The organism is Vibrio sp. La 4.2.2 (assembly GCF_027586995.1).
GTDB classification, from domain to species: domain Bacteria; phylum Pseudomonadota; class Gammaproteobacteria; order Enterobacterales; family Vibrionaceae; genus Vibrio; species Vibrio mediterranei.
Genome location: NZ_JAPPTJ010000007.1, coordinates 23,863 through 42,112 on the forward strand (window position 1 = coordinate 23,863; position 18,250 = coordinate 42,112).

Below are 18,250 nucleotides of genomic sequence, written 5' to 3' on the forward strand. Positions count from 1 at the left end.
GTAGGAATTTCTCCTTTATGCGCGCAGGTGCTCCGCTTTAACAACCATTTGTAGGCCATTTACTAGCTGAACGCGCACATCTTCCTTATTGATTTCAACAATGGTCGCAGCCATGTTCCCTTTGCCCATGTTTACGTTTACTTGCTTACCGATGATCATTTCATCTGCATTCAAAGCGCGCGTTTCAACTGGCGTATTTACTTTCGCTGGTTTCTTAGTATTGTTTTGTGGCTTACGTGCTTGAGGCTTTTTAGCTTTAGGTTTTGCCTTGCCTTCTTCACGAGCTTTCTGAGCTTGTTCTTTACGACGAGCTGCAACTTTAGCTTTACTTTCAGCCAGTGTAGCTTGCGCGTGTTCAACATGCTCAGCTTCTAGCTCACCACATTCATTGCCATCTAGGTCAACACGCACTGCACCCGGTTTTACACCGTGTAGATAACGCCAAGAAGAAGTGTATTGTCTTAACGCTGCACGTAGCTGAGTCTTGCTGACTTTCTCGTCATCTTTTAAACGTTCAGCAAGATCTTGAAAGATACCAATTTTAAGTGGTTTTGCTTCACCTTCTACAGTAAAGCATTTAGGGAAACATTCAGCAATATACGCGATAATTTCTTTGCTGTTCTTCAACTTCTCAGTGTTTTCCATGTGGGTTCCTGGTTAATGCGGTTATCCGCGAAGCATTAAGAAAAATATTCTTGGTATTATAGTGACCTGCACTAGAAAAACCACAGGCAAATTTCATTTTAAGCCGCGTTTGTATGTGAATTGAGCACCTTTTCTACCGAATTCATGAAGTTTTTTAGTCCCTCTTCGTCGATTTCACTGAATCGACCAATTGTTGGGCTATCAATATCTAAGACGCCGACTACTTCACCACCGATAGAAAATGGAATCACAATCTCTGAATTGCTTGCAGCATCACATGCAATGTGACCTTCAAACGCGTGTACATCGTATACACGTTGTATGGTGTTGGTTTCTGCCGCAGTGCCACAGACACCACGGCCGACTGGAATGCGGACGCACGCTGGTTTTCCTTGGAAAGGTCCTAACACTAACTCGCCCTGTTTCATTAAATAAAAGCCGGCCCAGTTAAGATCATCTAACTCCATAAAAAGAAGTGCACTAATATTAGATAGGTTAGCAATAAAATCCGTTTCGGATTCAATGAGTGCTGTGGCCTGTTTCGCCAAGCGTTCATAGTTTTCTAGATTCATGATATGTCCATCAATAACACTTTCAATATCTTACAATACCAGTACAATGCCTCAAAATCGTAATAGGAACTATTCTCAAAAGCATGACAAGTACGAAAGACACTATTAGCCGTTCCTGGTTAATAACTCAAGTAAAAAATCATAAGTCTCGGCTTATTGCGGCGAATATTATCGCTCTTATTGCTACACTCATTAGCGTCCCTATCCCACTATTGATGCCACTGATGGTCGACGAAGTTCTGCTTAACCAACCTTCCACTGGTTTGCAGTATATGAATATGATCATGTTAGATAGTTGGCAGACACCTATCGGCTACATCGCTCTTACCTTAGTACTCGTCGTTCTTATGCGTACTGTCAGCCAAGGTCTAAATATTCTGCAAGGTCGCCAGTTTACGCTGGTTTCTAAAACCATTACCTATAAAATCCGATGCAAGATGATAGATAAGCTCGGTCGTATCAGCATCAAACAATATGAGACTCGCGGTAGTGGCGGCATTAATGCGCATTTAATTACTGATATTGAAACCATTGACCAATTTATTGGCTCAACGTTAAGCAAATTTATTATTAGTTTCCTAACCGTTTTAGGCACCGCTATCGTCTTGCTATGGTTAGAGTGGCGACTAGGCCTGTTTATCCTATTGGTCAACCCAATCGTCGTCTATTTCTCCCGAAAATTGGGCGGAATGGTTAAGCATCTAAAAAAACAAGAAAACCAAGCGTTCGAAAAGTTTCAAAATCGCCTAGTTGAAACACTTGATGGTATTTATCAACTTAGAGCTGCTAATCGAGAGCGAGATTTCTTACAACAGCTCAAAGTACAAGCCGATGAAGTTCGCAGTAACGCCGATAAATACGCGTGGCAGTCTGAAGCCGCAGGTAGATTGTCGTTTCTTCTTTTCTTAATTGGATTTGAGCTTTTCAGAGCCATCGCAATGGTTATGGTGTTATTCAGCGATCTCACCATTGGGCAAATCTTCGCGGTCTTCGGCTATTTGTGGTTCATGTTAGGTCCTGTTCAGGAATTATTAGGTATTCAGTTCTCTTGGTATAGCGCAAAAGCCGCACTAATAAGAATCAACAGTTTACTCGAATTGGAAGAAGAGCCGCGCGCCATTAGTAAAGTCAATCCATTCAAAGCTGATCGCGAGGTAGATGTTGCTGTTGAAAACGTCTCTTTCTCTTATGATCAAGACAAAGACGTACTCAATAAACTGGACTTGCATATCCCAGCGGGTAAGAAGGTCGCACTGGTGGGAGCAAGTGGTGGGGGCAAGTCAACGCTCATTCAGTTACTTATCGGTGTTTATAAACAACGCAGTGGCATCATTCGCTTCAATGGTGTTAACACTGACGACATAGGTTTCGACATAATTCGAGATAAAATTGCTGTTGTTTTACAGCAACCTATACTTTTTAATGACAGCTTGAGGCATAATCTGACACTTGGCAGAGAGTATGACGACTTCTCCATTTGGAATGCGCTCAAAGTTGCTCAGCTACAAGACGTCACTGACAAGTTAGTCGACGGTCTAGAAACACAAATTGGTCGCAATGGTATTCGGTTGTCCGGAGGACAACGTCAACGACTCGCTATTGCTAGAATGATATTAAGCGATCCGCAGTTCGTCATCCTTGATGAAGCGACGTCTGCACTCGATACTGCTACCGAAGCGGCTTTACACACCGCATTGACTGAGTTTTTGAAAGGCCGCACCACATTGATCGTCGCTCACCGACTTTCAGCAGTAAAACAGGCCGATCTCATCTATGTTCTGGAAGATGGACAAGTCACTCAATCAGGAACGCACGTCGAATTGGTCGAAGCAGAAGGACTGTATCAGACACTTTATGGCTCAGTGCAATCAGCAAGTTAACTCCACAGCAACACACTCATCTTTGATAGGTCATGAAAGATGAGTGCCTGTTCTCACGCGCGAACACCTACCCAAGTTCGTTTATGCCAATGCTGTGAATTGCCTGTTGACATCGTCGACCTAAAAAAAGGCTACAGTGCTGATTGCCCTCGTTGCGGTACCCAACTCTATCGCAGCGAAAGTTACTCAATTGGTGGCAACCTTGCGCTAGCAATAACCTGCCTACTCCTGTTTATACCTTCTCATTATTTCGACTTTATAACTATCCGACTTGTAGGAATGATGATTGAAGGCACCTTAATGGAAGGGGTTTATGCCCTCATTAAGGAAGGCTACCCAGGGCTTGCTTTGTTAACCCTGTTTTGTCACACCATTGCCCCACTCGCTATGTGTGCCACAGTGATAACTGCTCATGTCGCACTGAAGTATCGTTGGTTCAATACGCTTAAAATATCGCTCAGCATTCTCTCACACAGTAAGCACTGGGTAATGTTAGATGTCTTCCTGATCAGTGTCGCTATTTCATGCTTTAAGCTCCAAGATTATTCGGATATCTACGTTGGTAATGCACTATATAGCTTGGTGATTCTACAAGTACTTACTATTGTTCTAGTGAACCGAGTAAGCACAAGACGTTATTGGGAAAGTTGGCAAGCAGAAAGCTCATTGCCAGTAGAAGCGAAAGAAATCCACTGCCACACATGCCATTTATCGCAACCCGAAGCTGAATTTTGCGTTCGTTGCCACAATCCACTGCACCATCGCAAGCCCAACTCCATGCAGAAAACATGGGCGCTGCTTATTGCCGCTACCGTTGCAATATTCCCAGCCAACCTTGTGCCTATTTCAATTTTAATTACCAATGGACAACGCCTAGAAGACACCATTTTTTCTGGGGTCGCATCGCTTATTAATAATGACATGCTGGGCATTGCCATTATTATCTTTGTGGCGAGTATCGTAGTACCCGTAGCTAAGATTATTGGCCTCAGCTATCTGATGTTTTGCATTCAATTCGACAAGGTTAAAAATCACAAAGTCGAAATGAGTATTTACCGAGCGATTAAATGGATCGGCAAATGGTCGATGACTGATTTGTTCGTCATTTCAATCATGCTTACCTTAGTAGACCGTGGCCAGATTTTGAACTTCACCCCAGGGTTTGGTGCCGTTGCCTTCGGTATAGTGGTTGTATTAACCATGTTTGCGGCCGAAACATTGGACCCACGATTACTGTGGGACAGACATAATTCGAAACCTTCCTTGCAACCTGAAACCAAAGTTGAGTAGTAGCTTTAATGAGTAACGAGAATCAACAGCAACCATCCTATAGCCCAGAGATTAAGAAAGATCGACGCATATCTCCTCTCTGGATCTTGCCTGTTTTGACCATCGCCTTGGCGGGTTGGTTATTAGCAAAAGCCGTTCATGATGCCGGTCAACGAGTGCAAATCTACTTCTCTGATGCTCAAGGATTAATCGCAGGTAGAACGACTATTCGCTATCAAGGTTTAGAGGTGGGTATGGTGCGAGACATCAATCTGTCAGAAGACCTGAGTAACATCTATGTCGATGCTGATATATATCCTGAAGCAACCAAATTACTGGGTGAAGACACGAAATTTTGGTTGGTAAAACCTTCCGCGTCGCTATCTGGCATTTCTGGATTAGATGCTCTGGTATCCGGTAACTACATATCGATTTTCCCTGCTACCGAATCCGATAGCGCGAAATCCAAATATGTGGCTCTTGAGTCAGTACCAACAGAACTCGCCGTCAACGACGGGTTAACTGTTACTTTAAAGGCAAGAGACTTAGGGGGCATTTCAGTAGGCTCAAAAATTGTCTACAAGAAAATTCCAATAGGTGAAGTCTATAGCTTCAAACTTGATAATGATGCTGAAACCGTAATTATAAAAGCATCTATTCAAGACGAGTTTCGTCACATCATCACTGACAAGAGCCGCTTTTGGAATGTGAGTGGCATCGGAGCTAATGTTGGTTTTCAAGGTGTCGACATTCGTCTTGAAAGCTTGAGTGCTATTCTCGCAGGTGCCATTGCCGTAGACTCTCCAGACGGTGGTGAACCGGTAAAAGCTGGGACAGATTTTAGACTGTACAAAGATCTTAAAACCGCTGGTCGAGGTATTCCAATTCGCATCGCCCTACCCGATAACAGTAACCTGAAGGCCAATGGCTCACCGATTATGTATCGCGGCCTTGAGATCGGCCGTATAAACAATTTGGCACTAAGCGGCGAACGAGACTCTATCATTGCTTCAGCATCTATCGAGCCAGCCTTTAGTGATATGCTCAATCAGGGCACACTGTTCTTATTGGAAGAAGCCAAAGTGTCACTGTCTGGGGTTGAAAACCTATCAAATCTAATTACTGGAAACTTTTTGACGCTCGTTCCTGGAAGTGGCGAACAAGCCCGTGACTTTGTAGCAGTTAAACAAGACGAACTCGACCGCGTTCAAGCGAAATCTATCGCTATACGTCTACTTTCTGAGAACTCATTTGGTCTTGAGCCTGGCAGCAGCGTCCTTTATAGAGGTATTCCTGTCGGTACGCTAAATAGCGTGGAACTGGTGGACGACCAAGTGGCAATGGATATCTCCATCGATATTGAGTACAAAGATCTGATTCGCTCGCAAAACCGTTTTTTCGTAACAGGCAGTGCTACCGCTGAGTTAACTAAAGCGGGACTCAACGTTACTGTCCCACCTGCAAAACAACTTCTCACAGGCTCTATCAGTTTTGTCAGTGAAGGTGCGAAAACAGACCGCGCAGAATTTGCCTTGTTCCAAACCAAATCGTTGGCTGAGTTAGCAAAACATGACCAAACTGGTTCAATGCGCCTGACACTATTCGCTAATGAGCTTCCTCCAATCCAAGAAGGTAGTCCTGTTCTATATCGAAATATGCAGGTAGGTAGCGTATCAAACTACTCATTGACCGATGGCGGAGTCTATATTCAAACGAGCATCGATAACAAATACAAGCACCTCGTTACACCGCAAACGGTATTTTGGAACCGCTCTGGTGTTGAAGTTGAAGCCTCTTTATCTGGGATCAATGTTAAAGCTGCGCCACTCAAAACACTTATCGACGGCGGTATCGCATTTGATAGCATGCCGGGTATCGACAACAAAACTGGCAAGAACTGGAAACTATATCAGGACTTCAACTCAGCTCGTAAATTTGGTCAGTCTATTACTCTCTATACCACGACATCAGACCAACAAGTCAGTAAAGGTATGCCGCTAAAATACCAAGGGGTAAAAGTTGGTGAAGTGATGCTTACCGTTCCAGATTTCGATAAAGAGCGTGTTGAAGTAATCGCAAGAATTCTGCCGGAGTATGTCAATCAATTAACTACATCAGGCACCTATTATTGGATGGTGAAACCGCAAATCGGTCTTAACGGTGTGAAGAACCTAGGCGCTATTGTTAGTCAATATATAGCCGTAGAGCCGGGTAAAGGAAAAGCCTCTAAGGTTTTCGATCTTAACGATTTTCCTAAAGTAGAAAACGGCGTTGAGTTTACGCTACAAAGTGAAACTCGTGGCTCAATTAAGCCAGGAACACCAATCCTCTATCGAGACATTGAAGTGGGTCGTGTCACTGACGTCGAGCTTGGCACATTCGCTGACCGTGTCATCTCCACCATTCAAATTGATCCGCACTATGCGTATTTAGTCCGTTCTAATAGCGTGTTTTGGAATGTGTCTGGTTTAGATGTGCAAATTGGCCTCTCGGGCGCTAACATCAAGGCTGGTACTGTTGATAGCCTGATTCGAGGAGGGATTACGTTCTCTACTCCAGAAGGGAAACAGCTTCAACCTCAAGCAGAGGCTGGACAGTCGTTTTATTTAAACACCTCTGCAGAAGAAAGCTGGAAAAAATGGCGCACGCCAATCCCTACTCCTTAATCGAACAAAAGACGCCTTTCCTAAGCCCGCAATAGCGGGCTTTTATTTGCTTTGATTACCGCTGGGTATATAATTCGCTGCTAAATAAACACAGCTATCGAAAGGCATCATTTTGCACGCCAATGTTTACCTCCCAGAAGACTTCTTAAGACATGTTGAAACGTTCCTCCCTAGCACTCTCAACATGGAAGACTTCATCGCCGCTTGTCAAAGACCCTTAAGAAAGAGTATTCGCGTTAATACCCTTAAGATTTCAATTGATGACTTTTTAAACAAAGCACTGGCAAATGGGTGGGAATTAACGACCATCCCTTGGTGTGAAGAGGGATTTTGGATTGATGCACACGAAAGCACCGTACCCCTTGGCAACACCGCAGAGCATATGGCCGGATTATTCTATATTCAAGAAGCCAGTTCTATGCTGCCGCCTAGCGCTTTATTTTGTGGTGATGACAAATTTGAAGCCGTCTTGGACATGGCCGCCGCTCCCGGCTCAAAAACGACTCAGATTGCCGCATTAATGAATAACGAAGGGGTTTTGGTAGCGAATGAGTTTGCCGCTAGCCGCGTTAAAGTATTGCACGCCAATATCGAACGCTGCGGAGTCAGTAATGTTGCAATGAGTAACTACGATGCTCGCGTGTTTGGCGGATGGTTGCCCGAACAGTTTGATGCCATTCTCTTAGATGCACCATGCTCAGGGGAAGGAACCGTTCGTAAAGATGCCGATGCGATGAAAAACTGGAGCCTAGCGTCTACCAAAGATATTGCACAAACCCAGAAAGACCTTATTGAAAGTGCATTTCACGCCCTAAAAGTAGGTGGGTCCTTGGTCTATTCTACTTGTGCTTTAAGTCCAGAAGAAAACCAACAGGTTGCTCTTCATCTCACACAAACTTTTGGAAATGCTGTTGAAATCACGTCATTGCAACAGCTGTTCCCTGATGCAGAGAAAGCGACAACACAAGAAGGGTTTCTGCACGTTTTCCCGCAAACTTACGACAGTGAAGGCTTCTTTATTGCCAAGTTTAAGAAAACAGCAGCTTACCCTGCTCCAACAGTAAAGAAGCGACTAGGTAAGTTTCCTTTTCAACCATTAACTCGAAAAGAATCAAGTGACGTTGTCACTCAACTACAGCAAACTATGGGAACCTCTCTTCCACAACACAGCACGTTATGGAAGCGTGACAATGACATTTGGTTATTCCCAGAAGCGTTAGAACCAATGTTGGGAGAGTTTCGTTTCTCGCGCATGGGTATCAAAATCGCAGAACAACATAAAAAAGGTTATCGCTGGCAACATCAAGTCGCTACTGCTCTGACTAATACTGAAACAGCCGCTGTTCCCCTATCTAAAGAGGACGCAAGAGAGTGGTTTATGGGTCGAGACGTAAGGCCTGAGGGCTTATCTGGCAAAGGCGAAGTGTTCGTTAGTTATAACGGTTTTATTATTGGTTTGGGTAAATGGGTTGGAAATAGAGTAAAGAATGGCCTTCCAAGAGAGTTGGTGCGCGACAAAAACCTGTTTTAAGCCAAATACATAGCGGTTTTAGCTAGCTAAAACCGCTTGTCACATCGCTTTTTTCCTGTTCTGTACTACACTTTAAAGGTTATCAACACATAGGCAATTAAACGCAATAGCCGTTTAAAGTAAAGATTCTAAGCACTGACATAAAGAAGCATAGCGACGCATTATTGAATGCAGGTTTGTTTAAAACAGTTAGCGTAGGCTCTCCATGAGCCATTCCCCTAGGCCCAAATCAGGATCAGTTTTGGGCCTCTTTTTGGTCTGAAGTTTTATCGTTAGTTTTGATTAGTCTTGAATCAGACGAATACCATCTTTATCAATACTGATCTTACCTTGCTTATATAGACCACCGATACTCTTCTTATATGTACCTTTACTGGTTTTGAAGGTGGCAAAAATCGCTTCAGGCGTAGATTTGTCGCTCAATGGTAAGAAGCCACCTTTCTTCTCTAGTAGACTTAGGATTTTTTCACTTAAATCATCCATTTTTGCAACGCCCACTTTTTGAAGCGTCAAGTCTATCTTACCATCAGAACGAACTTGTTTGATAAAGCCCTTCAACTGCTTACCGATAAACAACTTACCAAATACATCCGAAGGGAAAATCATTCCCCAGTGTTCACCATTAATGATCGCTTTGTAGCCCAAGTCACTGCGTTCAGCGATGAGCAAATCAACTTGCTGGTTCTTTGTATATTGTGCAGGTGTATTGTCTAAAATCTTGTTGAATTTCGTGGTACCAACGATACGGCCGGATGCTTTGTCGGTGTACACGTAAACCAGAATCGTTTGTCCTGCTGACAGGCGACCACGCTGTTCGCTAAAAGGAATAAGTAAGTCTTTCTCTTTAATTCCCCAACTGGCAAATGCGCCGATGCTATTTACGCCTTCAACTTTCATCAGGCCCCACTCGCCAACTTGTGCAACTGGTTTTTCTGTGGTTGCAGCAATTTGGTTGTCCGCATCAAAATAGAGAAAAACATCAACAACATCACCAACCGCTACACCCTCAGGAGCGTGCTTCTTGGTTAATAAAATCGAACCGTAATCTTTTCCGTCTAAAAACCAACCAAAATCCGCTTCTTTTGTTACTTCTAGCTGGTTGATACGACCTACGTTAATCATTGTGTTTATCTCTATTGGGGTAATTGGCGCGATTATACCTGACTCGCTTTAAGATGCTAGTTTACCTTGGTTCTGATATGCTTAACGTTATCAAAGCACACGGAGAAGTTGTTTGATCACCGTCGACAAGCAAGACGCCATTACACTCAAAATTGCACACGTGATGGCAAATTCAAAAAGATTAGATTTAGATGTTTACTTATTCGTCCCGAACGAACTAGGGATGAAGTCACATCTAGTATCCGAAACAGATTTCTACTACGATTCAATTTCGCAAAAGCGAGCCTACTACAGTAATGAAACACTTCTGCCACTTGTTCACTCGCGATTAGCAAAGCGAGGACGTCTTTCTAATACTCAATACCGCGTCAGTTTGAGTCTATTCGCCTACCAATATGTTATTGCCCTCGATAAAGCAGTTGCAACCTTAAAAGAAACGGCCAAGGAAGATGTCACCGCAGATGAAATAGATGAAGTCATCGAGCTCGCTCTCGATATTCTTAAGAAGATGCGCCGTTCGATTCCTTATGAAGAAAGCCTTAAACGTCACTATGCCAACATTGATAACTATTTATCTTGGTATACCGGGCAGAAGTTTCTCGAACTCGTCGTCTATATCCCTAACGGTAAGGCATATACCCCTTTAAAAGATCGGCTTATTACCATTGTCGAAAAAGAACAGGCACATCGAAATCTTAACAACTACAACTCTGAAAAAGTTCGTAAAGACCCTACTCGTCTTAGCAACAAGATGAGATTATTGCGCCGCTTGATTGAACACCCTGTAGTACTGCAAGAAAAGTCAACGTCCGTCGGCAGTAATACTAAACGAGTTATCAAAGGTACTGCGACTGGACTGGTGATGTTATTCGTAACGTCCGCGGTCATATTGGCACGCGATTATCTGGGCGAGATTACCGCTTCATTTATTCTTGTACTATCTGTTATCTACGCATTGCGTGAAGTATTTAAAGATGACCTACGCGATATTATGTGGCGCTGGATACAAAGAGGAAAACCTAAGTGGCGCAGACGTTATAACGATGCAACTACAAAGAAAGATGTGGGCAGGAAAATTGAGTGGTTGGACTACACAACGTTCGAAAAGATGCCAGATAGAATTAAGTCTATTCGCAAGAAGCGTGTGGTTCAAAGAGAAGAAGAAATCTTGCACTATCGCTCACTAACCGACATGGCGACCTCTAAATTTACCAGTGGTTATGATCAGACTCGTGAAGTCATTAATATTAACTTCCGAGCGCTGACGCGATTGATGGATAAATCCAACAACCGCTTTTATAAGCTTCAAGACGGTCAAGTAGTGAAAGAATCGTTAGAAAAACGTCACTTGCTCAATCTGATTGTGAAGGAGCACAACCATGGTAACGAACCCATTTACTATCGTTGGAAAATTGTGCTCAGCCGTTCGAAAATTGTCGATATAGAACAAATCCCACTGTAGTACTAAAAGTTTGAGTACACAGTTTGGTTTGCTAGGTTACGCTGCCTTAGCTTTTAATGACAAGACCAAAGAAAACTCCGCCATTGGTTCGTCACCATGTAGTGATGGACAGATGGCGGTAATCTTTACCGGTCTGTTCACACGCTCTCCCGTTCTTATCGTCTCGTCCAACATTTCATCAATAAGCCTTCCGTCAGAGCAAACAAATTGAACATCAGCTTCTGGCCGTTTTAGAAATTTGCCTTCGACCTCTTTGAATGCCAACGACACTTTATTACCGCGTTTTTGCGCTTTGTTCATCGCCATAAATCCGCCGGCAACATCAGCACCAACCGCAAGCACGCCAAAATACATACTGTTTAAGTGGTTCTTCGTACGTCGCCTTAATGGAATATTAATTACGACCTTTTCTTCGTTCAGTTCCAGTAATTTTGGACGGCATAACCAAATTAACGGCACCTTCATAAACCCAAACGCGTTAAGGTAAAAATTAGCCTTTTGTAACGGCGATAACATACGACTTCCCTCATTCATACTTGTCTGACCAGTAAACTAGAAAGCTACGAAGATGTCAAAATTTTGTTAATAAAAAGCTCCTAACTTCGTAAGAAGACAGGAGCTTTCACTGTAGCGCCGCCGTAATTAAGCTGCAGTGGAATATACGTCGATTCTACCCAGTTCAGAAATGAAGTCTTTAAGGGCTGGATAATCGTCGAGTGATCCAATTGTCAGTAGAGCCGGTTTTCGCGCTTCTTTTGAGGCGGCAACCGCTTCTTTAATTAGCTTTAGTACCGCTTCGTTTTGGGGGTCGTATAGATGAACTAGTTCTTCTTGATTGATGTCAACACCTAAAGTCAATTGAGTCAAGCTCTCAACTTTAATTACCAATCCATCGAAATACTGAAGCAAACGCTCAGACAGCAGCACTGCAGAAGGAGTGTCACAAGCAAACAATACTTTTAAACCATTAAGGCCTCGTGGCAAACCCTGCTCAGCGAGTCGATCAATGATTTTTGCGGCATCACTCAAGGCACGTACGCAAGGCACAACGATTTCGACATTAATACCGTCAGCTCTCAAACGCTTTATCACTTCGCATTCAAGCGCAAAGCACGCTTTATAAGCGTCAGAAGCAAATCGAGAGACACCACGAAGTCCCAGACAAGGGTTCACCTCATCAGGTTCCGCGCCTCCACCTAGTAGAGCACTCATCTCGTAGCTATTTGCATCATTGAGTTCAAGACGTACGGTGTCGTAAGAAGCAATATTCGCCGCTTTAATTGCATTCACCAACGTCTCAACAAAAAACTCTGAAGCACTTTGCTCACCTAAGATAGCATTTATTGCCTCGAGCTCTACGGTATCGAGAGAGTCAACCATTGAGGCATAGTTGGGGTGAAAGAATATCTTTTCCATAATGAGCTCAGAAATAGATACATAAAGATGGGTAGCAGGTTGCTGCTGCTCGCCAAAACTAGGCAGTACATTTCCAAGGTTCAGGTTGGTTGTTGATTCGGCTTCTTCTTGGCCAGTTTGGATAGTGTCGTACCCCATTGCTGCTCCGTGCTGTTGTTATTTGCTTTAAAGGAAAAATACCGACTCCCGCCAATGAATACAAGGGATTCCTTTTAATTAAATGTGACCACTATTTTTGTAGCACGAGGATAAAGCCAAACTTTGATTCTAATTTAACCAATGTGTGTTTTATGAAGGGCGAATCAATGCAAATGATACGGTTATCTCCGGATTAGAGGTTTATTCTAACTGTCATTTCGTTTATCTTTACCGCTTCGTAATAAATTTGCAGGCTGCACCATGCCATTAAAGACAGATGAACTAAGAACACAGGCATTAGGTCCAATGCCGACTCCGTCAGAATTGAGTACGAATCACCCAATCACGGATGACGTTGCAGAGCGCATTGCTAATTCTCGCCGTCAAATTGAAAGTATTTTAAGCGGAGAAGACCATCGTCTTCTTTGCATAGTAGGACCTTGTTCAGTCCACGATACTGAAGCTGCACTAGACTACGCTAAGCGTTTAAGTGCAATTCAAGACAAGTATAAAGACGAACTATTTATCGTCATGCGTACCTACTTTGAAAAACCACGCACTGTTGTTGGCTGGAAAGGCTTAATTACTGATCCCAATCTTGATGGTTCTTATGCTCTTGAGACTGGCTTAAACAAAGCTCGTGGTTTGCTTCTAGACATCAACAAACTTGGTTTGGCTACGGCAACTGAGTTTTTAGATATGATTACGGGCCAATACATCGCCGACCTTATCACTTGGGGCGCAATTGGCGCACGTACTACTGAGTCGCAAATTCACCGAGAAATGGCCTCAGCTTTGTCTTGTCCTGTTGGTTTCAAAAACGGTACCAACGGCAGCATCAAAATTGCAATTGATGCGATTCGCGCCGCGAGAGCACAGCACTATTTCTACTCACCAGATAAACATGGCCGTATGACAGTATACCGCACCAGTGGTAACCCATATGGCCACGTGATTCTACGTGGTGGAGACACAGGACCAAACTTCGATCAAGCGTCTATCGAGAAAGCATGCGAGCAGTTAGCATCATTTGACTTGCCAGCTCGCCTAGTTGTTGACTTCAGTCATGCAAACTGCCAAAAACAACATCGTAAGCAACTCGACGTTGCGAAAGACATCGCTGGTCAAATCATCTCTGGTTCCAACAAGATTTCAGGCATCATGGCTGAGAGCTTCATAGAAGAAGGTAACCAGAGCATGGAAGATCTCCATAACCTTACTTATGGACAATCAATCACAGATCCTTGCCTTAGTTGGAATGATACCGTTCAAATGCTAGACATTCTTGCTGATGCTGTAAAACAACGTAACGAGAAGGAAGGTTAACATGCCGTCATTTGATATTGTTTCAGAAATCGACACAGTAGAACTGCGTAATGCTGTAGACAATGCAAACCGTGAACTGGCGACGCGTTTTGATTTTAGGAACGTCGAAGCATCGTTCTCTCAAAACGATGAATCCGTAAAACTTTCATGTGAAGGCGATTTCCAGCTTAAGCAAATGCGCGATATTTTGCGTGGTAACTTGACTAAGCGCGGCGTTGATGTAAACGCGATGGAATCGCAAACGGCTGAACAATCAGGTAAACAATGGCACCAAACCGTATTGTTCAAGCAAGGTATCGAAACCAACGTTGCAAAGAAAATCGTGAAACTGGTAAAAGACTCGAAAATTAAAGTTCAAGTCGCGATTCAAGGTGACAAAGTCCGCGTAACAGGTAAGAAACGCGATGACCTGCAAGCAACTATGCAGTTAGTTAAGACTGGCGAACTAGGTCAACCATTCCAGTTTAATAACTTCCGCGACTAACTCGAGTTAGTCGTTTTGATTAAAAGGGCGTTAACGCCCTTTTATTTTATCTGCGCCAAGCCAATTTCCTCATCGCCCTCTTTTAGAAGCCTATGTGATGAAGATTGCGGGTCTACAAACACTACTATACGTTCTTTGTTTGCTTTGCGTTTCTGAATGTCTTGAGAGACTTGTGCGATATCTTGAAACTCGATGCGCTCTGCGTCCCGTCGAACTAAATCTACAAATCCGAATGGACAACTCTTGTCAAAGAACACCACTTCAGCCTCTTGCATAATCCTTAGTGCTTTAATAGGCAGGAGTTCAGGGTCAACACCAAACTTGATCCACGTACAGGCATTGGAAAACTCTGCGTCACTGTTTATGAGCTGTTGATAGGCGAGCTCAAGTTCATGATTATTCTTACATTCCACTACCCTAGGTTCGTTGAAAAACAACTCCCAGAACTTGCGTCGCTCATCAACGGTAGCGAAATGCTGTTTAATATCACCACGTTTGCTTGCGGCAAAATCCGCCAGCTGAGCCGTATTCATGGGAAGTATGGACTCAAGCTTTTCTCGAATACCTCTAATTAAAACTGGCGAGGCACCACCACTTGATATGGCAATTTGAACGCGGCCGCGATTGATTATCGATGGAGTAATGAAGTCGCAATACGGGGTATCATCAACGACATTTACCAAAATACCCATTTTTTTAGCATCTTTATGCACCTGATGGTTAAGTTCTGGGTTATCAGTTGTCGCCCAAACTTGCACAAAGTCCTGATGCATTAACTCAGCTTCGTAGAAACGCTTTACCCATAAACATTTACCTTGCTCGACTAAATCATCAAGGTAAGGCTCTAGTTGAGGTGATACTATCGTTACGCGAGCCCCTGCTCTCGTTAAAGTATCCACTTTTCGGCACGCGACCTCTCCGCCCCCTACGACCAAAACTGGTCGATCTAGTAAATCCATAAACAGTGGAAAGTAACGCATAAATTTCCTTTTCTAAACGAAATAACTATTCATTCATATTCACCATTACGGTGCATATTTGTCACCGAGACATTGGTCACAAAACAATTTTTCACTGAATTTTTAATGTTTATTAGTCAAAAATTTGAACCAAAATCAATAAAACGACTGATTATGTTAATTTAACACAAATATAACATACCACTCTCTGAAGCACCCTTTTGGTGCCAAGCTGCACTATTTACAAAATCATCACATTTCGTCATTCTAACTACTGTTTAGACGTATGTGGCAACTCAAAACACTATTTAAATTAATAATTTGAGAAATCACAAATCATTATCTACGCTTTAAACGGTCGTTACAAATTGCACCAAATCAGTTCAATTTTAACGACTTATGATGCAACACAACAATAACTAGCACATTGTATTCAGGCTGGACCTGATTTACACGGAAATAACAGGAAGGATACACAATGGCAAAGAAACTCACTCTTATTGCTTCTTTAGTAGCGGCATCTGCTGCAATGATGAGTACATCAGCATCTGCTGCTGACGGCACTCTCGACAAAGTCACTAAAGCTGGCGTTTTAACCTGTGGCGTTAGTACTGGTCTTCCAGGCTTCTCTAACCCTAACTCAAAAGGTGAGTGGGAAGGTATTGACGTAGAATACTGCCAAGCTCTTGCTGCTGCGGTATTGGGTGACAAATCCAAAGTTAAATACGTTCCATTGACTGCGAAAGAACGTTTTACTGCACTTCAATCTGGTGAGATTGATGTACTATCACGTAACACTACATGGACTCTACACCGTGACTCTGCACTAGGTCTAAACTTCGTTGGTGTTAACTACTACGATGGTCAAGGCTTTATGGTTAAGAAAGATCTAGGTCTTTCTAGCGCTAAAGAACTTGACGGCGCGTCTGTTTGTGTTCAATCAGGTACCACTACTGAGCTGAACCTAGCTGATTACTTCCGTAACAATGGTATGGAATACAAGCCAGTAGTATTCGATACTGCAGCTCAAACGTCAAAAGGTTTCGACTCAGGTCGTTGTGATGTGTTAACAACTGACCAATCAGGTCTGTATGCACTTCGTCTAAACCTTCAAGATCCAAGTTCAGCGGTCGTTCTTCCAGAAATCATTTCTAAAGAGCCTCTTGGCCCAGTAGTACGTCAAGGCGACGACCAATGGTTCAACATCGCTAAGTGGACACTAGCAGCAATGGTGAACGCTGAAGAATATGGCATCACGTCAAAGAACGCAGATGAAATGCTGAAGTCTAAAGATCCAAACATCAAGCGCATTCTTGGTGTTGATGGTCCTAAAGGTAAAGGCCTAGGTATCCGTGATGATTGGGGCTACCAAATCATTAAACAAGTAGGTAACTACGGCGAGAGTTTTGAGCGTACAGTTGGTGAAGGTTCACCACTTCAAATCTCACGTGGCGTAAACGCACTATGGAATGCTGGCGGCTTCATGTACGCGCCACCAATCCGCTAATAACTATTAAGTGCTCAAATAAGGGCGGTTCATCCGCCCTTTTTTTAAAAGGATTTGAGGTTATAGCTGTATGAAACCTACTACGACTCAAGTCGCACCGCAGAACAAACCTGCGAAAAGCGCAAATCTACTATACAACCCCACCTTCCGCTCTATTGTTTTCCAAGTTATCGCCGTTCTCGCTTTAGGACTCTTTTTCTATACGATCGTTAACAATGCGTTAAACAATCTAGCTGCTCGAGGTATCGCAACGGGTTTTGATTTCTTAAACCAAGAAGCAGGCTTTGGAATTGGTCTTACTCTTATCGAGTATGACGAAACCTTTTCTTATGGCCGAACCTTTTTTGTGGGGCTTTTAAACACGGCGCTAGTCTCTGTGCTAGGCATTGTGTTAGCTACTGTTCTCGGATTTGTCATCGGTATTGCTCGACTTTCTTCTAACTGGCTAGTTAGTCGATTTGCTGCAGTGTATATCGAGATTTTCCGAAACATTCCTTTATTGTTACAGATCTTCTTCTGGTACTTTGCGGTCCTTCAAGCCTTACCTTCCGCTCGTCAAAGTATGAGCCTAGGTGAAGCTATTTTCTTAAATGTTCGTGGCCTTTACTTCCCTGCTCCAGTGTTTGGAGAAGGCAGTAGCGTGGTGATCGGCGCTTTTATACTCGGTATTATTGCGACCATCATTATTAATATTTGGGCTAAGAACAAACAAAAGCTTACTGGTCAACAAACACCAATGTTTCGCATTGGTTTGGGTTTAATCGTTGTCCTTCCTGTTGTTGTATTTTTTGTTATGGGCATGCCTATCACGGCAGAGTACCCCGTTCTTAAAGGCTTCAACTTTAAAGGTGGTATCAGTATTATTCCTGAGCTTGCGGCTTTGACTCTTGCTTTAAGTATCTATACCGCTTCCTTCATTGCTGAAATCGTTCGCTCAGGCATTAATGCTGTAAACCACGGTCAAACCGAGGCAGCAATGTCTCTTGGATTACCTAAATCTCGCACATTAAAACTGGTCGTTATTCCTCAGGCAATGAGGATCATCATTCCACCACTCACCAGTCAATACCTTAACCTGACAAAGAACTCTTCTTTAGCTATGGCGATAGGTTACCCAGATTTAGTATCTGTGTTCGCTGGTACTACGTTAAACCAAGTTGGACAAGCCATTGAAATCATCGCAATGACTATGGCCGTTTACCTAACCTTGAGTTTGGTGACGTCTGCATTGATGAACTTGTACAACAAGAAAGTTGCATTGGTGGAGAGGTAA

Annotated in this window: 15 protein-coding genes; 9 read left to right on the plus strand and 6 right to left on the minus strand. The window is 43.2% G+C overall.

The genetic code is table 11. The annotated features are described in order from the left end of the window. Positions 1–15: 15 nt before the first annotated feature. Both proQ and OH456_RS16745 read right to left on the minus strand, forming a co-directional pair. Complete coding sequence (gene proQ / locus OH456_RS16740) at positions 16–645, minus strand: RNA chaperone ProQ (RefSeq protein WP_006074539.1); 630 nt, start codon at positions 643–645, stop codon at positions 16–18. 98 nt (positions 646–743) lie between these two features. Next, a complete protein-coding gene (locus OH456_RS16745) occupies positions 744–1,217 on the minus strand; it encodes a GAF domain-containing protein (protein WP_006074540.1) in 474 nt (157 codons plus the stop codon). An 83-nt stretch (positions 1,218–1,300) separates the two neighbouring features. Between OH456_RS16745 and OH456_RS16750 the strand changes: the two genes are divergently transcribed. The 4 genes from OH456_RS16750 to rsmF all read left to right on the plus strand — a co-directional run bounded on the left by OH456_RS16750 (position 1,301) and on the right by rsmF (position 8,563). Continuing rightward, entirely contained in the window at positions 1,301–3,097 is a 1,797-nt protein-coding gene (locus OH456_RS16750; protein WP_270033920.1) for an ABC transporter ATP-binding protein, read from the plus strand. Between the two features lie 39 nt (positions 3,098–3,136). Then, the gene (locus tag OH456_RS16755; protein ID WP_006074543.1) at positions 3,137–4,387 is read left to right on the plus strand and encodes a paraquat-inducible protein A; all 1,251 of its coding nucleotides are present in this window, start codon (positions 3,137–3,139) and stop codon (positions 4,385–4,387) included. 8 nt (positions 4,388–4,395) lie between these two features. Continuing rightward, positions 4,396–7,032 (plus strand): PqiB family protein, encoded by a 2,637-nt coding sequence (locus OH456_RS16760; protein ID WP_270033921.1) that lies wholly within the window; start codon positions 4,396–4,398, stop codon positions 7,030–7,032. A gap of 112 nt (positions 7,033–7,144) precedes the next feature. Continuing rightward, on the plus strand, positions 7,145–8,563 hold the full coding sequence (gene rsmF / locus OH456_RS16765) for a 16S rRNA (cytosine(1407)-C(5))-methyltransferase RsmF (RefSeq protein ID WP_270033923.1): 1,419 nt from the start codon (positions 7,145–7,147) through the stop codon (positions 8,561–8,563). Between the two features lie 282 nt (positions 8,564–8,845). Here the strand turns inward: rsmF and OH456_RS16770 are convergent, their stop codons facing one another. Next, positions 8,846–9,685: a CvfB family protein gene (locus OH456_RS16770; RefSeq protein WP_006074547.1), complete on the minus strand. Its 840-nt coding sequence runs from the start codon at positions 9,683–9,685 to the stop codon at positions 8,846–8,848. Between the two features lie 112 nt (positions 9,686–9,797). Between OH456_RS16770 and OH456_RS16775 the strand changes: the two genes are divergently transcribed. Then, positions 9,798–11,147: a hypothetical protein gene (locus OH456_RS16775; protein WP_270033924.1), complete on the plus strand. Its 1,350-nt coding sequence runs from the start codon at positions 9,798–9,800 to the stop codon at positions 11,145–11,147. Between the two features lie 36 nt (positions 11,148–11,183). On the opposite strand, the gene OH456_RS16780 is transcribed toward OH456_RS16775, so the two are convergent. After that, entirely contained in the window at positions 11,184–11,663 is a 480-nt protein-coding gene (locus tag OH456_RS16780) for a PaaI family thioesterase (RefSeq protein ID WP_006074551.1), read from the minus strand. A 126-nt stretch (positions 11,664–11,789) separates the two neighbouring features. Next, positions 11,790–12,701, minus strand: a complete 912-nt coding sequence (locus OH456_RS16785; RefSeq protein ID WP_006074553.1) for a putative PEP-binding protein — start codon at positions 12,699–12,701, stop codon at positions 11,790–11,792. A gap of 261 nt (positions 12,702–12,962) precedes the next feature. On the opposite strand from OH456_RS16785, the gene OH456_RS16790 reads away from it, so the two are divergent. Both OH456_RS16790 and OH456_RS16795 read left to right on the plus strand, forming a co-directional pair. Next, on the plus strand, positions 12,963–14,027 hold the full coding sequence (locus OH456_RS16790) for a 3-deoxy-7-phosphoheptulonate synthase (RefSeq protein WP_270033925.1): 1,065 nt from the start codon (positions 12,963–12,965) through the stop codon (positions 14,025–14,027). 1 nt (position 14,028) lies between these two features. After that, complete coding sequence (locus OH456_RS16795; RefSeq protein WP_006074555.1) at positions 14,029–14,511, plus strand: YajQ family cyclic di-GMP-binding protein; 483 nt, start codon at positions 14,029–14,031, stop codon at positions 14,509–14,511. 41 nt (positions 14,512–14,552) lie between these two features. On the opposite strand, the gene OH456_RS16800 is transcribed toward OH456_RS16795, so the two are convergent. Next, positions 14,553–15,491 carry a siroheme synthase gene (locus tag OH456_RS16800; protein ID WP_006074556.1) on the minus strand — a complete coding sequence of 313 codons (939 nt, stop codon included), beginning with the start codon at positions 15,489–15,491 and terminating at the stop codon, positions 14,553–14,555. A gap of 457 nt (positions 15,492–15,948) precedes the next feature. On the opposite strand from OH456_RS16800, the gene OH456_RS16805 reads away from it, so the two are divergent. Next, positions 15,949–16,977 (plus strand): amino acid ABC transporter substrate-binding protein, encoded by a 1,029-nt coding sequence (locus OH456_RS16805; protein WP_006074559.1) that lies wholly within the window; start codon positions 15,949–15,951, stop codon positions 16,975–16,977. Between the two features lie 70 nt (positions 16,978–17,047). Beyond that, entirely contained in the window at positions 17,048–18,250 is a 1,203-nt protein-coding gene (locus OH456_RS16810) for an amino acid ABC transporter permease (protein ID WP_006074561.1), read from the plus strand.

Excerpts from the sequence above, each read along its gene's own strand:
- proQ (WP_006074539.1), bottom strand. The coding sequence starts at position 645 with ATGGAAAACACTGAGAAGTTGAAGAACAGCAAAGAAATTATCGCGTAT.
- OH456_RS16745 (WP_006074540.1), bottom strand. The coding sequence starts at position 1,217 with ATGAATCTAGAAAACTATGAACGCTTGGCGAAACAGGCCACAGCACTC.
- OH456_RS16750 (WP_270033920.1), top strand. The coding sequence starts at position 1,301 with ATGACAAGTACGAAAGACACTATTAGCCGTTCCTGGTTAATAACTCAA.
- OH456_RS16755 (WP_006074543.1), top strand. The coding sequence starts at position 3,137 with ATGAGTGCCTGTTCTCACGCGCGAACACCTACCCAAGTTCGTTTATGC.
- OH456_RS16760 (WP_270033921.1), top strand. The coding sequence starts at position 4,396 with ATGAGTAACGAGAATCAACAGCAACCATCCTATAGCCCAGAGATTAAG.
- OH456_RS16770 (WP_006074547.1), bottom strand. The coding sequence starts at position 9,685 with ATGATTAACGTAGGTCGTATCAACCAGCTAGAAGTAACAAAAGAAGCG.
- OH456_RS16780 (WP_006074551.1), bottom strand. The coding sequence starts at position 11,663 with ATGTTATCGCCGTTACAAAAGGCTAATTTTTACCTTAACGCGTTTGGG.
- OH456_RS16785 (WP_006074553.1), bottom strand. The coding sequence starts at position 12,701 with ATGGGGTACGACACTATCCAAACTGGCCAAGAAGAAGCCGAATCAACA.
- OH456_RS16790 (WP_270033925.1), top strand. The coding sequence starts at position 12,963 with ATGCCATTAAAGACAGATGAACTAAGAACACAGGCATTAGGTCCAATG.
- OH456_RS16795 (WP_006074555.1), top strand. The coding sequence starts at position 14,029 with ATGCCGTCATTTGATATTGTTTCAGAAATCGACACAGTAGAACTGCGT.
- OH456_RS16800 (WP_006074556.1), bottom strand. The coding sequence starts at position 15,491 with ATGCGTTACTTTCCACTGTTTATGGATTTACTAGATCGACCAGTTTTG.
- OH456_RS16805 (WP_006074559.1), top strand. The coding sequence starts at position 15,949 with ATGGCAAAGAAACTCACTCTTATTGCTTCTTTAGTAGCGGCATCTGCT.
- OH456_RS16810 (WP_006074561.1), top strand. The coding sequence starts at position 17,048 with ATGAAACCTACTACGACTCAAGTCGCACCGCAGAACAAACCTGCGAAA.